Source organism: Leeia sp. (assembly GCF_041909055.1).
GTDB lineage: Bacteria > Pseudomonadota > Gammaproteobacteria > Burkholderiales > Leeiaceae > Leeia > Leeia aquatica.
This window is the reverse complement of the sequence record NZ_JAYREC010000003.1, coordinates 59,767-73,921: the sequence shown is the minus strand read 5'-3', so window position 1 is coordinate 73,921 and position 14,155 is coordinate 59,767. Positions and strand designations below refer to the sequence as shown.

Here is a 14,155-nt window from a genome sequence, read left to right as displayed (position 1 = left end):
GTAGCTGGCCTGATAAACGGAATGATTCACATTTTGTTGGCGTTTGTTATTGCAGGCGCGGATAATACAAGCTGTCCAAGCGGGCAGCTTTTTCGGTTTTTCAATGTGATCAGGAGTGGCTTCATGTTGGTCAAGCGTTTTGCAGTGGTGGGTGCTTTGCTGTTGTCGGTGGGTGTTGCCCAGGCCGAAGACCTGTCGGTCAAGGTGGAGTTCAAGGATGGCGTGATGACGCCGCAAAAGCTGGAAGTACCGGCTGGCAAGCCCTTCGTGATTGAAGTGAGCAACACCGGCAAATCCGCTGCCGAATTCGAGAGCAAGACGCTGAAGCAGGAAAAAGTGGTTGCACCGGGCAAGACCGTGAAGCTGAAGGTCAAAGCTGTCAAGGCGGGCGAGTACAAGTTTGTGGATGAATTCCATGAAAACCTGCCGACTGCACAAGGCGTGATCATCGCCAAGTAAGGCAGTACACCGGGCTTGCTGCCCGGTGGTGTCAAATCAGCAGCGGGGCAGCCGTATGGATCAGGTTCTTTTCATCGTCTGGCGGGAAAGTGTGGAAGCGATGCTGGTGATCGGCATTCTCTACGCTTGGCTGCGGGGCAATCCCAATGCAGGCCAAGGCATGCGCTATCTGTGGGGTGGGGTGGCTGCCGGTCTGGGCTTTGCCTTTCTGCTGGGTGGCACCATCCTGTTGTTTGATGAAATGCTGCCGGAGGGGGCGCAGGATTACTTTCAGTTGGCCATGGTGCTGGTGGCGTCGGCCCTGATCGTACAGATGGTGCTGTGGATGAAGCGGCATGGTCGACACCTGAAGCGCACGCTGGAGCAGGGCATGCAGCAGAATGTAGACAACACCAATTGGTGGGGCATGCTGCTGCTGGTGGCCTTGGCGGTGGGGCGCGAGGGCAGCGAAACAGTCATTTTCCTCTACAGCTCCGGTGTGGCGCAGCAGGGCATGGCCTTGCTGCACTTCTGGCTGGCGGCTGCGACCGGGTTTGTGTTGGCACTGGTCACCTTCTGGCTGTTGCAGTTGGGCGGCAAAGTGTTTTCGTGGCGGCTGTTCTTCCGGGTCACAGAAAGCCTGCTACTGCTGCTGGGCGCATCCATGCTGGTGACGGGTGTCGAGAAAATGATCGGGCTGGAATGGCTGCCTGCGCTGGTGGACCCGTTGTGGGACAGCAGTGCCTTGGTGCCGGATGATGGCCGTTTGGGCGGCTTGCTGTCGGGCTTGACCGGTTACCGGGCACAACCGTCGCTGATGTTGCTGCTCTGCTACGCGGCATACTGGGCCGCAGTCTGGTTCCTGTTGCGCCGTGCGCAGCGCGCTGCAGCGGCCCCGGCGGTTGCGGCGGTGGCACAAGGTCAGCGCGCTTAGCGAATCGCTTGATGCGAGCCCGGCAAGTCTGGCCGGGCAAGACCGATGGGTGTCAGCCCAGCTTGCGTACCAGACCGACCATGACCCCGAAAATTTCCAGACTGGTGGTAGGCCGGATCACCGGATAAGCCGGGTTGCCCGGCTTGAGAATGAACTGGCCGTTTTCCTTTTCCAGGTATTTCAGCGTGAATTCGCCATCCACAATGGCGACCACGATGTCGCCTGGGCGGGCGGCGTGACGCTTCTCCACTACCGCCAGATCGCCGTCCTGAATGTGGGCGTCGATCATGGAATCGCCCCGCACCGTGATCAGGATGGTTTCTGCCGGGTTGTCGATCAGGTAGTCATCAATGGTGATGGCGTCGCGCATGCCATCATTGGCCAGGCTGGGCAAGCCTGCGCGCACTACGTCTTCCATCAGCGGGCGCGCAAAGAAGCGTTTGGTGGGTGCCAACCGCTTGTCCGGTGTCATCTCCAGAAAGTTTTGCAACTGCAGCCGCTTGACCAGCGCAGACACGGCCGATTTGGAGGCCAGCCCCAGCATTTGCCCCATCACGGCAAAGGAGGGCAGCGAGCGGTAGTCCGCATAATAGCCCTGCAGCTTGGCCAGATATTCGTGATCACGGTTCGGTGGGGGCATCGCCACTCCTTGCTAAACAAGAACGTTCGTTCCATATCATACTGCCGGGATGCGCCAGACGCAAGTCTGGGAACATTTTACGGCGTGCCCAGTCCTGTCGTAGATGGGGATCAAAGGAGCATTCATGCGCAGACTCTGGAAAGGGTTGATCATGCTTGGGGCAATGTCGTCTGCGGTGGCCAGTGAGGTGAGCTACGTCCTGCAGCGGGATGCCTGTCCGGCATACCAGTGCAAAATGTCGCTGGTGCGTATGCAGCAAGGGAAGCCGGAGGCACATGCCCGAGTCGATTGGCGAGTGCCGGGCTTGCCGGGTGAGCCTGCCTGGTCCACGTTCAGGCTGACGGCAGCGGTTGAGGCGCAAACCGCGCCACCTGCTCAATGGCTGCTGGCACAAGATGGGCAGCATGCCGTCAAGATCGGTCTACAGACCTGGCCCGGCCAGCATGGTGGCGCATTGCTGACGCTACGGTTCCTGGGGGCACCTGCGAAAACCGTGGTGCAGTGGTATGACGGTCCACCAGGCGTACTGGACTTGCAGGGGCAGCTGGAAGTGTCCGATGAGGCAGATCGTGCCTACTGGGTAGAGGTGCAGCCTCGCCGCCATCGGGATGGGCAATGGAGCCTGGTGCAGGCTCGCTTTAGCCGTCCACACGGGCAACCTGTCTGGCAGGATTTGGCACTCTGGGAGTGGCACCCCCAGCACGCGGAGCTATGGCAGCCGATTGCAGATGCGGGCTGGGGCGTGGTGTGGGCGGAGCGAGCGGCTGCTTCGGCCTCGGCAGAAGGCATGCTGGTTGAGGGGCGGCTGCTACACGCTGCAGCAGCAGGGCCCCAGTACTTACGCTGGGCAGCGGATGCGGAGGCCGCACGCCGCTTGCAGGCGCAACTGCAAGCGCTGATGCCAGCCGTGACCTTGCAGCGCATGCCCCTCCTGCAGGGAACGGCAAAGGGGGCAGGAAGTTACTGATTCTTTTCTGTTTTTTCGTTAGAATAACGCCCCTTCACCACGCAATCCGGACCTCACCATGTTACGCGCCCCTGAACTGTTGCTGCCTGCGGGCTCTCTTGACAAGATGCACGCTGCTTTCGATTTTGGCGCGGACGCCGTGTACGCCGGTCAGCCGCGCTACAGCCTGCGGGCGCGCAACAACGAATTCTCCACGCTGGAGGTATTGCAGGCCGGTATCGAAGGGGCGCATGCGCGCGGCAAGCAATTCTTTGTGGCCAGCAACATTTTTGCCCATAACGCCAAGCTCAAGACCTATCTGCACGACATGGCGCCGGTGGTGGCGATGAAGCCGGATGCGCTGATCATGGCCGATCCTGGCCTGATCATGCTGGTACGTGAGAAATGGCCTGAGGTGCCGATTCACCTGTCGGTGCAGGCCAATGCGGTCAACTGGGCGGATGTGAAGTTCTGGAAGTCCGTTGGCCTCACCCGGGTGATCCTTTCGCGCGAGCTGTCGCTGGATGAGGTGGAAGAAATCCGCCAGACCTGCCCGGACATGGAGCTGGAAGTATTCGTGCATGGGGCATTGTGCATCGCCTATTCCGGGCGCTGCTTGCTGTCGGGCTACTTTAATCATCGTGACCCGAACCAGGGCACCTGCACCAACTCCTGCCGCTGGGATTACAAGGTGCAGAACGCCAATGAAGATGCCAGTGGCGACCTCGCCCGCATCCCGGTGGAAACCCTGCGGTTCAACTACCAGCAGGCGCTGGAAGAAGCCAATCAGTCCTTCTCGGCACTCGGCCAGCAGGCCCGCCATCCGCTGGCCGATCGTCCCTATTTCCTCGAGGAAAAAGAGCGGCCCGGTGAACTGCTGCCGATCTTTGAGGACGAGCACGGCACCTACATCATGAACAGCAAGGACCTGCGTGCTGTACAGCACGTCGAGAGGCTGGCCCGCATCGGCGTGGATTCGCTCAAGGTGGAAGGGCGCACCAAATCGCTCTACTACGTGGCGCGCACCGCGCAGGTGTACCGACAGGCGATTGACGATGCGGTGGCGGGCCGTCCCTTCAACCCGGCACTGCTGGGTGAACTGGAAGGCTTGGCTAATCGTGGCTATACCGATGGTTTCTATCAGCGTCACCACACCCAGGAATACCAGAACTACCTTGCCGGGGTGTCGGAAGCACACCGTAGCCAGTACGTCGGTGATGTCCGTCAGGTGCAGGATGGCTGGGCTGAGGTGGTGGTGAAAAACCGCTTTGCGGTGGGCGACCGGCTGGAGGTGATCCACCCCAGCGGCAATCATCTGGTAGAGGTGCAGACCATGCGCGGGCTGGACGGGGCCCTGGTGGAAGTGGCTTCGGGCAGTGGTCACATCGTGCAGATTCCACTGGCGACCGGGCTGGACAAGGCACTGCTGGCCCGCCTGCTGTAAAGCCCCGTGCCCCCTCTGGTTACAGAGAGGGCACGGTAGGGTGCACCCTGCCGGCTTAGTTTACCTTGTCCAGCAGGGCGGCAATCTCCTCATCCGACAAATGGGCCAGTTCCGCCAGGATGGCGGCGGCCTCATCCTCTTCCGATACCTGTTGCTGCTCAAGCCACAGGGCCAGTTCCGCCAGTGTCGGGTGCTCAAACAGGGTGCGCAGGTTGAGGCTCAGCCCCAGTTCCGCCTCGATTTGAGCGATCAGCTTCATGGCCAGCAGGGAATGCCCGCCTGCGGTGAAGAAGTTGTCCTGGAGGCCAACCGGGCGCCCTAGCGCGTGTTGCCACAGCGGCTGCAGCCGTATTTCCATCTCGCTGCGCGGCGGCATGGCCTCTACCCGGTCTGGTTCCAGCCAGGGGAGTTGCAACAGGGCGCGGCGATCCACTTTGCCTTGCGCCGTCAGCGGTAATTGCGGCACTACCAGAAAAGCGCTTGGCACCATGTAAGCGGGCAAGGTTTGTTGCAGCTGCTGCTTCAACAGGCTGACCTCCGCGTGACCTTCCAGGCAGGCAACCAGCATCGGCTCACCCTGTTGCTCCCGAATGAAGACGACGCATGCCCTGACACCCGGACAACGCTGCAGTGCGGCCTCTACTTCACCCGGCTCGATGCGGAACCCTCTGAGTTTCAGCTGCTGATCCAGGCGCCCGAGGAAGTCCAGCTCGCCATCGACTCGCCAGCGAACCCGGTCTCCGGTGCGATACATGCGCTGCCCGGGCAGGTAGGGGTCGGGCAGAAAACGCGATGCCGTCAGCTCGGGCTGGTTCAGATAGCCTTGCGCCACACAGGGCCCACTGATGTAGAGCTCGCCTGCCACGCCCACCTGCACCGGCTGGCCGGACAGGTCCAGCACATGCAGCGGGCTGTTGGCGAGTGGGCGACCAATGGCGTGCCAGTTGCTGCCATCTGGTCGAGGTTCACACAGCGTGGCGTTGATGGTGGTCTCCGTGGGGCCATAGGCATTGAGCAGCCGAGGCAGGGGCTGAGGGCGTGCAAACCAGGCTTGCAGGGCCACCGGGCTGACGGCTTCGCCGCCAATCAGGATCAGACGCAGGCTGGGTGGCAGGGTGAGCGAGGCCTCCTGTGCCAGTGTGGACCAGAAGGCAGTGGGCAAGTCTGCCACGGTGATTCCTGCCTGACTGGCCGCGCTGACCCAACGCGGCAGACTATCCATCCAGGCCTCTTCGCGTAGCACCAGGCAGGCCCCTGCCGACCATGCCATGAAGATTTCGCCCACCGAGACATCGAAGGTCAAGGCGGCACTTTGCAGTACCCGGTCCGCTGTGCTGAGCGTGTAATGTGCCTGCAAGGCGGCCAGCTGGTGCAGGACCTGCTGGTGTCCGACCATGACTCCTTTCGGTGCACCGGTCGAGCCCGAGGTGTACAGGCAATAGGCCAGCCCGGCTTGCTCCAGCGCCAGCGGGTGGCTGTCCTGACCCGGCAGCGCCGCCTGCCATGCGGCAAGTGGGAGCTGCCGGACCGTGCACTGCGGCAAGGCGTCAACCCCCAGCAGCAAGACCGCCGCACTGTCGTGCAAGACCGCCTGCTGGCGGTCGGCAGGCCAGTCCGGGTCGATGGGCACATAGGCAGCGCCAGCTTTCAGGATGCCCAGCAGGGCTATCAGTTGCCACGGGGAGCGGGGCAGACAAAGAGCAATACGGCTGTCAGGTGCCAGTGGGTATGTCTTTAGAAGTCGCGCCAGCTGATTGCTCTTCGCTTCCAGCTCGGCATAACTCAGGGTGTGCGCGCCGTGTTGCACAGCACACGCCTGGGGGGTGTTGCGGGCGTGACGTGCCAAGGCCGCAGCCAGATGCACATCCTGCACGGCAACCGGTTGCGGTCGCCCCAGTTGCATGGTGGCCGCCTGCAGGGCAGCATCCTGCAAGGGCAGCTGGCCGATCGCACATTGCCGGTTCACCACCACCGCCTCAAGCAGGCAGAAGTAGCTGTCTATCATGCGACGAATGGTGGCATCGTCGAACAAGGCCGTCTGGTACTCCCAGATCAGGGTGATGGCCTCTTGCGTGCTGCCCCGTTGCTGCTCCACTCTGGGGATGGCCACCACATCGAGCGCGAACTTGGCGGAGCCATTATTGATGGCCTCTTCAATGTCGACTTCCAGACTGCCCCACTGGCGGTCCGGCATCGGGGCATCATGGAAGCTGAACAAGGTTTGGCAAACCGGGGCATGGCTGAGGCTACGCACTGGCGACAGTGCTTCCACCACCCGATCAAAGGGCAATTCCTGATGGGCAAACCCTTGCAGGGTTTGCTCACGTACTTGTTGCAGCAAACCGGTGAAGGACTGGTCTGGGCCAAGCTGATTACGCAGGGCAATGGTATTGACCAGCATACCCATCATGCCCTCGCTGGCTTTGAGCTGCCGGTTGGCGACAGCGGTACCTACGCAGAGATCATCACTGCCGGTCAGCCGATGCAGGAGGACCACATAGGCGGCATACAGACCGACAAACAGGGTGACGCCCTCCTGCTGGCAAAGCTGGCGCATGGCATTGGCCAGTCTGGCAGGGAGCTCTACCCGCTGGGCCGTGCCCTGGAACCGTTGGACGGGCGGTGCAGGCCGATCGGTCGGCAGCTCCAGCAGGGGAGGTGCGCCCCGCAGCAGCTGTACCCAGTAGTCCAGCTGGGCTTGGGCATGCGGGGTGTTCAACCAGTTGCGTTGCCAGTGCACATAGTCAATGTACTGAGCGCTGACAGGTGGCAACTGTGGTGCCTTGCCGGTACTTCGGGCCAGATAGCAGGCACGCAGCTCATTCAGGAAAATACCGAATGACCAGCCGTCATGGACAAAATGGTGCTCGACATGCAGCAGCACATGCCGCTCTTCGGCCTGCTTGAACAGATACCAGTAGGCCAAGGGCAGCTGGTCCAGCTGAAAGCGCTGGCGGACTCGCTGCTCGATTTCCTGTTTCAGCCGAACCTGCTGCTCATCAGCCGCCAGCATGCTCAGATCGAGCAGCGGCAACGGTACCTGCCACGCTGGGGCTACACGCTGGACTGGCTCGCCCCGTCCGCTGTGAAATGTGGTCCGCAGGATGTCATGCCGCTCGACCAGATCGGACAAGGCCTGTGCCAGTGCATCCACCTGCAAGGGACCTTGCAGGTGGAACGCGGCCTGTGCGTTATAGGCCAGCAGGTCGGTATTCAGGGTCTCCAGAAACAGCACCCGCTCTTGCGATAGCGACAGTGGGTGATCGCCTTCCCGTGCGCAGGGGCGGATGTCTTCCAGTACAGGGCGATTGTGTTGCAGCCGCTCCAGGAGCTGTCGAACGCTGGGCCAGGCCAGTGTGTCGGCCACTGAGAGCTCAAAGCCCAGTTCATTGCGGATGCGCGCGGTAATCTGGGTGGCGCGCAGCGAGTGTCCACCCAGCGCATAGAAGTCATCGTTCATGCCGATGGGTGCAATGTCGAGCACCGCCTCCCAGATGGCGGCCAGTTGCTTTTCCAGGACGGTTTCTGGCGCCACATACGGGGTGGTCAGCACCGGGCGGGAACGGCCGGGCGCGGGCAAGGCGGCGTGATCCACCTTGCCGTTTGGCGTGCGCGGCAAGTTGGGCAGCAGCACATAGGCCGTGGGCAACATGAAGGCGGGCAGTCGTGCCGCAAGCGCTGCCCGGATCCTGTCGCGGGTAGGGGCAGGGGTATCGGTGACCAGATAGGCGACCAGCTCCGGGGTGGCGCTGTCCTGCCGGACCACGACGGCCACTTGCCGGATAGCGGGCAGGCTGGACAGCGCTGCTTCAACTTCCGGCAGCTCGACCCGGTAACCGCGCACCTTGACCTGATGATCCTGCCGTCCGACAAACAGCAACACACCATCTGCGCGCTGTCGCACCAGATCGCCGGTGCGGTAAAGGCGTGCACCAGGCCGGAAGGGATGGTCGATGAAGCGGGCTGCGGTGAGTTCAGGTTGCTTGAGGTAGCCGAGCGCCAAGCCATCCCCACCGACGTACAGTTCGCCGGTCACGCCAGGCGGAAGCAGCTGTAGTTGTTCGTCCAGTACCAGGCACTCGGAATTGCCAATCGCTTTCCCGATCGGCATGCTGCCTGCCGGCAAGGGCAGGGTAAGCTGGTAGGCCGTACTGGCGGTGGTGTTCTCGGCAGGGCCGTAGCCATTGACCAGTTGAGTCCCCGGCAGCGCTTCCAGAAAGCGCTGGGCATGGGCGCGGGACATGGCCTCGCCCCCGGCAATCAGACGCTTGAGGCTGCCCAGTTTGGGCAGGTGCTGTTCCACCAGCTGGTGGAACAGGCCGGTGGAGCAGCCCAGATGGCTGACCTGCTCGCGAGCAATCACATCAGCCACACTTTCTGCTGTGATCTGCCCCGGCGGCATCCATTCCAGCCGTGCGCCATTCAGCAGTGCGCCCCAGATTTCCCAGGTGGAGGCATCAAACGCCATCGACGACGATTGCAGGCAGACGGCATCGGGCGGAAAGGGCCAACCGCTGCCCATGGCCAGTCGCAGTACACCCCGATGTGTGACCATGACCCCTTTGGGCACGCCTGTCGAGCCCGAGGTATAGATGCAGTAGGCGGGGTCTTCTGCCTGTGTCTGGCCATCCGGTACATGCAGAGGCTGTGCGGCACTGTGTGCAAGCAGCGACTCTACCTGCAGCACGGGGCAGGCCGGGGCTGGCATGCGTTCAGCCGTGGTGTGGTCCAGCAGCACCCAGGCGCACTCGGCAAAGGCCAGCATCCAGTCAAGCCGTTGTGCCGGGTAGTCCGGGTCGAGCGGTACGTAACAAGCCCCGGCTTTCAGAATGGCAAGCAAGCTGAGTGGCAGGGCCAGGCTGCGTTGCAGGCAGACACCGATGCGCATGCCGGGCTGAATGCCGTGTTGCAACAGCTGGTTTGCCAGCTGGCTGGACTGCCTATCCAGTTCGCCATAGCTCAGTTGAGCACCCTGCTGGCTGACTGCAATGGCATCGGGCTGGCGCATGGCGACCTGATGAAATTGCTCAGCAAGATGACTGTTCTGCGGGTAAGGCAGGGCAGTCTGGTTCCATTGCACCAGCTGTGTGGTGCGCTGGGCTGGCGTCAACATCTTCAGCTGACCCACAGGTGTATCCGGCTGCGTCAAGGCAGCAGAGAACAAGGTCCAGATCTGATCTGGCGCAGTACGCAGGAACGGGACATCCAGCACGGAGGCATCACAGGTCAGCTCCAGAGCGAGTGGCTCAAGGCTGAAACGCAAGCCCAAGGCCAGACCCTCCGGCAAGGGAGCGTCCAGGGTTGAGAGTTGCCAGTAGGCGGCCGTGTCACTGGCGGCGTTTTCCGGCAGGCCTTGGTGTAGCAGGTACTGCAAGCTGTGCTGTGGGCTCAGCTGCAGGTGAACCACCCGCATTCCGTCCGGGTGTTGCCAGTGCACATGCTGCTGCTCAAAGTGGGTGCACCGTGCCATCCAGATCAGGCCCGCATACTGCAGTAGCTGTGGCGCCCACTGTCCGGACGCTGCGCAATAGCGCTGCAGCTGTGCTTGCAGCTCAGTGGGGGCGGGTGAAGTCCATTGCTGCACACGAGAAGTGGTGGCTGAGGTTTCCGCGCGTGGCAGTGCTGGCAGCAAGCGCATTGAGGCAGCATGGGGTGCTGATGGGGGCATGTCGTCCTCTGGGTATGGTTTTTTGCTGGAAATGCTACACGAATTGCATGGGCGCGGGAGTGGAAATTTTAGCCTTACCTAATTTTTATGGGGGGGTGTTCTTGTCATTCAGACGTGCTGAATGATTCCAGCAAAACCTTTAGCTAACGCTGCACATGGAGATCTGCCTACCATGCCAGCAACAGCAGGAGGGGTGTCATGCAGTGGCGGCGTGCGGCAGAGCGGGGCAAGGCGGATCATGGCTGGCTGCAAAGCTGGCACAGCTTTTCCTTTGCGGGCTATTACGACCCGGCCTTCATGGGATTTGGGCCTCTGCGGGTGATCAATGAGGACATCATTGCGCCCGGTGCGGGCTTTGCCACCCATGGTCACCGCGACATGGAAATTGTCACCTGGATGCTCTCGGGCCAGCTGAATCATCAAGACAGCATGGGCCATCAAGCCAGTCTGCGGCCTGGTGAATTGCAGTACATGAGTGCGGGCAGCGGGGTGGAACACAGCGAATATAACGGTTCCACGACAGCGCCTGCACATTTGCTGCAAATCTGGATTGAACCCTGGGTACGCGGTGAAGCCCCCCGCTACCAGCAGACCCATGTGGATGCAGCGGCTTTGGCGCAAGGCTGGGTGTTGCTGCTGTCACCAGATGGCGCACTGGGGTCGATCTCGATCAAGCAGGATGCCCGTGTCTATGCCTTGCGCCTGAGCGGTGAGCAGCGCGGCATGGTGCCTGCCGGATGCCGCCGCTATCTGCATCTGGTACGCGGGCTGCTGCGGGCCAATGGGCAGCCCATGCAAGCGGGGGATGCCCTGATGCTGGACCCCGGTGATGTGCTGATGCTCGATCAGGCGGAGCAGGCCGAAGTCTTGCGCTTCGACCTGCCCTGAAACCGCGTCAGGCGGGCGGTTTCTCCAGCGCATAAGCCAGCCGGACCACCCGAAAGCCAACCTTGCGGTAGAGCGCCTGCGCGCCTGCGGCATCCGCCACGATGACCAGCTGACGTACGGGGAAGTGCTGCCGGACATGATGCCCGGCATCATGTACCAGGCGGGCGGCAATCCCCTGGCGTTGCCAGTCCGGGTGGGTGCCGACATTCTGATAGCGGCCATAACCTTCCGGGCTGACATAAATCCCCAGGGCAGCGACCAGCGTCTCGCCATGGAATGCACCGTAGTAGTGGCCGTGACCATCTGCAGCCATGCGCCGGTAGCGGGCGTGCTGGCGCAGCTTGAACTCACGGTAGGTGTCCTCGGCATGCTGTGGGCGGCGGTTGACGACGTCCAGCTCCAGTGCAGCCTGCCAGTCGGCATCGCTGTGCAGTGGGCGGACTTGCACATGTGTTGCCACGTCGTCAGGCAGGGTCGGCTCGGTACAGCTTAACTCCTGTGCTACCACCAGGTGGTAGCCCTGATCGCATAACTGCGCCGCCTCGCCTGCCTCGCCCAACCAGGCAAACACCCGATGGCTTGAGCCGGGCTGGCGCTGGCTGATCAACGTCGCAAACCGCGCCTCCCACTGCGGAAAGCGGCTACGCGTGGGGGGCTGCGGGAAGATCAGGTAATTGCCCCACCAGAAGGTAGGATTATCCGGGGTGAGGATGCACCAGCAATCGGGATGTGCTTCCACCTGCCCACTGTAGCGGTGAAACAGCATGGCGGTGGCTTCGGACAGCGAGCTTTCCAGAGAGAACATAGGGTATTCCGATCAATCAGCTTGCCATGATGGCAGTGCCGCAGCCCGTGTGTCCAGTTGCAGGATTTTGGCTTGAAGCGGGTCAGTGGCTCAGGCACTCAGTCCCGCAATCGCTCCGCCAGCAGACTGATCCAGTGTCGTACCGGTGTGCGGGTTCCGGCTTGCAGGTGGCACTGGCAGCCGATATTGGCGGTGGCAATCACCGCGGCCTGCTCCGCGCGCAATGCGGCCAGCTTGCGCTCGCGCAGCTGGCCGGACAGAGCGGGCTGCAACAGGCTGTAACTGCCGGCTGAGCCACAGCAGAGGTGGCTTTCGGTGACCGGTGCAAGTTGCCAGCCCAGCCGGACCAGCAGGTCTTGTAGCAGCGCTGCCTTGCGCAAGCCGTGCTGCAAGGTGCAGGGCGTGTGCAGGGTTAGTGCAGGACCGGCGGGTTTCAGCTGTGGCAGCAGCGGCGTCAGGTGTTGGTTGACCACTTCGGACACATCGCAAGCCAGTGCGCTGATCCGGGCTGCCCGCAAGGCATAGTCGGCATCCTGCGCGAGCAGCACAGCATATTCATGCAGTTGCACACCACAACCACTGGCGGTGGTGATGATGGCGCTCGCACCCGCTTCTACCAGTGGCCACAGTCTGTCTACCATCCGTCGCATGTCATCCCTACCCGCGTCCTGATCGTCCAGATGCCAGGCCAGCGCCCCGCAACACCCTTCGCGCGGCACGGTATGGACCTGAAGGCCCGCCGCCTGCAACACGCGCAATGTGGCCTCGTGGGTGTCCGGTGCCAGTGCAGCTTGCACACAGCCTTGCAGCACGATGACGCTGGGGGCGTTAGCGGGCAGCGCCGGCAGGGTCCACGCCGGCAGGGTGTGGCGCGGGGGGATGCCTGCGGTGGTGGCGCGAAACAGGGGGCGCAGGGTACGTCCCAGCCAGACGGCGGTACCAAACAGGGCGCGCTGCCGCAAACCGGTCTGCAACAAACGCCGGTATTGGCGATCACGCCAGCGGCGCAAGCCTTGCTGCTCCAGCAGACCGCGCCCGATGTCGGTCAGTTGACTGTATTGCACCCCGCTGGGGCAGGTGGTTTCACAGGCTCGGCAGGTCAGGCAGCGATCCAGATGCTGTTGCGTGGCCACACTGGCCGCTTCACCTTCCAGCAGTTGCTTGATCAGGTAGATACGGCCACGCGGGCTATCCAGTTCGTTGCCAGTCAGCTGGTAGGTGGGGCAGGTGGCGAGGCAGAAGCCGCAATGCACACAGCGGCGCAGGATTTGTTCAGCCTGCTGGCTTTCGGTAGACGAGAGGAGGTCGCTGCGCAAACGGGTCTGCATGATCGGCCTAGAGGGTCGGGTAAAACACGCTGGGGTTGAACACGCCTGCAGGATCGAACCGGGCTTTGATGCGTTGCTGCAGTGCCAGCAGTGGGGCAGGTAGCGGATCAAACACCTGTTGTGGTGCGCCTTCCGCGCGCCAGCACTGGCAATGGCCGCCGAGTGCCTGCACCCGTTGCCGGATGATCGCTTCGGTACTCAAGGGGGCTTTCAGCCAGCGCAGACCACCGCCCCATTCCAGCAGTGTCAGGCCGGGCAGTGCCAAGGGTGGCGCAGTAGGCGGCACACTCAAGCGCCAGAGGGCCTCGCCGGTATTCAGGGTTTGACGGGCAAAGTGCTGCTCACGCAGCGCTGACCAAGGGGGCGCCTCGTCCAGACCGCCCCCCAGCAGGCGGTGGGCCGCTGTCACACTGGCCGAGTGGCCGGACAGGCGTATCCAGAGCTGGCCATCCTGCCAGCCGCTACCCGACACGGGTAGCGGCTGCCCGGCCCACTGGTTCAGCCAGGTGATGGCTTCTTGCTCATGTGCGGCAAACACCAGCGTGCGTTCCTCCTCCGGCAGCGGCCACACGCGAAAGGTCAGCTCGGTGAGGACACCGAGGCTGCCCCTGCTGCCTGCCAGCATGCGGCTGACATCGAAGCCCGCCACATTTTTCATGACCCGCCCGCCAAAACGCAGCAGCTCACCCTGCCCATCAATCAACTGCGCCCCCAGCAGTTGATCACGCACCGGCCCCCGGTAGGCACGTCGCGGACCGGCGTCGGCGGTGGCGACCATGCCGCCGACAGTGGCTTGCCCGTCATGCTCAGGCGGCTCATGCGCCAGCATCTGCTGGTGCTGCGCCAGATGGGCGTTCACCACAGCGATCGGGGTGCCCGCCCGCACGGTAATGACTAGCTCCGCTGGATCGTGCTGGACGATGCCCTGATAGTCGCTGACCTGCAGGGTGGGGCCGGGGCCGGGTGCAGGCAGCTGCCCGGCATGACTGCCGCCACCACGGATGGCTAGCGGTTGGCCGGCATGACAGGCTTGGCGGACTTGTGCTTGCAGGGTATCCAGCATG

Annotated in this window: 10 protein-coding genes; 5 read left to right on the top strand and 5 right to left on the bottom strand. The window is 62.5% G+C overall.

Annotated elements, in window-relative coordinates:
* Window positions 1-123 precede the first annotated feature (123 nt).
* Entirely contained in the window at window positions 124-459 is a 336-nt protein-coding gene (locus ACE3O2_RS09180; RefSeq protein WP_168877753.1) for a cupredoxin domain-containing protein, read from the top strand.
* Between the two features lie 55 nt (window positions 460-514).
* Entirely contained in the window at window positions 515-1,372 is an 858-nt protein-coding gene (locus ACE3O2_RS09175) for an FTR1 family protein (protein ID WP_374336818.1), read from the top strand.
* Between the two features lie 52 nt (window positions 1,373-1,424).
* On the opposite strand, the gene ACE3O2_RS09170 is transcribed toward ACE3O2_RS09175, so the two are convergent.
* Window positions 1,425-2,012, bottom strand: coding sequence for a LexA family protein (locus ACE3O2_RS09170; protein WP_374336816.1), 588 nt, complete (start codon window positions 2,010-2,012; stop codon window positions 1,425-1,427).
* A 124-nt stretch (window positions 2,013-2,136) separates the two neighbouring features.
* Between ACE3O2_RS09170 and ACE3O2_RS09165 the strand changes: the two genes are divergently transcribed.
* Both ACE3O2_RS09165 and yegQ read left to right on the top strand, forming a co-directional pair.
* Window positions 2,137-2,979: a hypothetical protein gene (locus tag ACE3O2_RS09165; protein ID WP_374336814.1), complete on the top strand. Its 843-nt coding sequence runs from the start codon at window positions 2,137-2,139 to the stop codon at window positions 2,977-2,979.
* 58 nt (window positions 2,980-3,037) lie between these two features.
* Window positions 3,038-4,402 (top strand): tRNA 5-hydroxyuridine modification protein YegQ, encoded by a 1,365-nt coding sequence (gene yegQ, locus ACE3O2_RS09160; protein ID WP_374336812.1) that lies wholly within the window; start codon window positions 3,038-3,040, stop codon window positions 4,400-4,402.
* Window positions 4,403-4,457: 55 nt separating this feature from the next.
* Here the strand turns inward: yegQ and ACE3O2_RS09155 are convergent, their stop codons facing one another.
* Window positions 4,458-10,040, bottom strand: coding sequence for an amino acid adenylation domain-containing protein (locus ACE3O2_RS09155; RefSeq protein ID WP_374336810.1), 5,583 nt, complete (start codon window positions 10,038-10,040; stop codon window positions 4,458-4,460).
* Between the two features lie 228 nt (window positions 10,041-10,268).
* Here ACE3O2_RS09155 and ACE3O2_RS09150 point away from each other — a divergent pair, with 228 nt between their 5' ends.
* Entirely contained in the window at window positions 10,269-10,958 is a 690-nt protein-coding gene (locus ACE3O2_RS09150) for a pirin family protein (protein WP_374336808.1), read from the top strand.
* A 7-nt stretch (window positions 10,959-10,965) separates the two neighbouring features.
* Here ACE3O2_RS09150 and ACE3O2_RS09145 read toward each other — a convergent pair whose 3' ends face one another.
* From ACE3O2_RS09145 to glcE, 3 genes are all read right to left on the bottom strand, one after another.
* A complete protein-coding gene (locus ACE3O2_RS09145) occupies window positions 10,966-11,763 on the bottom strand; it encodes a GNAT family N-acetyltransferase (RefSeq protein ID WP_374336806.1) in 798 nt (265 codons plus the stop codon).
* A gap of 98 nt (window positions 11,764-11,861) precedes the next feature.
* Window positions 11,862-13,091, bottom strand: a complete 1,230-nt coding sequence (glcF, locus tag ACE3O2_RS09140; RefSeq protein WP_374336803.1) for a glycolate oxidase subunit GlcF — start codon at window positions 13,089-13,091, stop codon at window positions 11,862-11,864.
* 7 nt (window positions 13,092-13,098) lie between these two features.
* Window positions 13,099-14,154, bottom strand: coding sequence for a glycolate oxidase subunit GlcE (gene glcE, locus ACE3O2_RS09135; protein ID WP_374336801.1), 1,056 nt, complete (start codon window positions 14,152-14,154; stop codon window positions 13,099-13,101).
* Between the last annotated feature and the right edge of the window lies 1 nt (window position 14,155).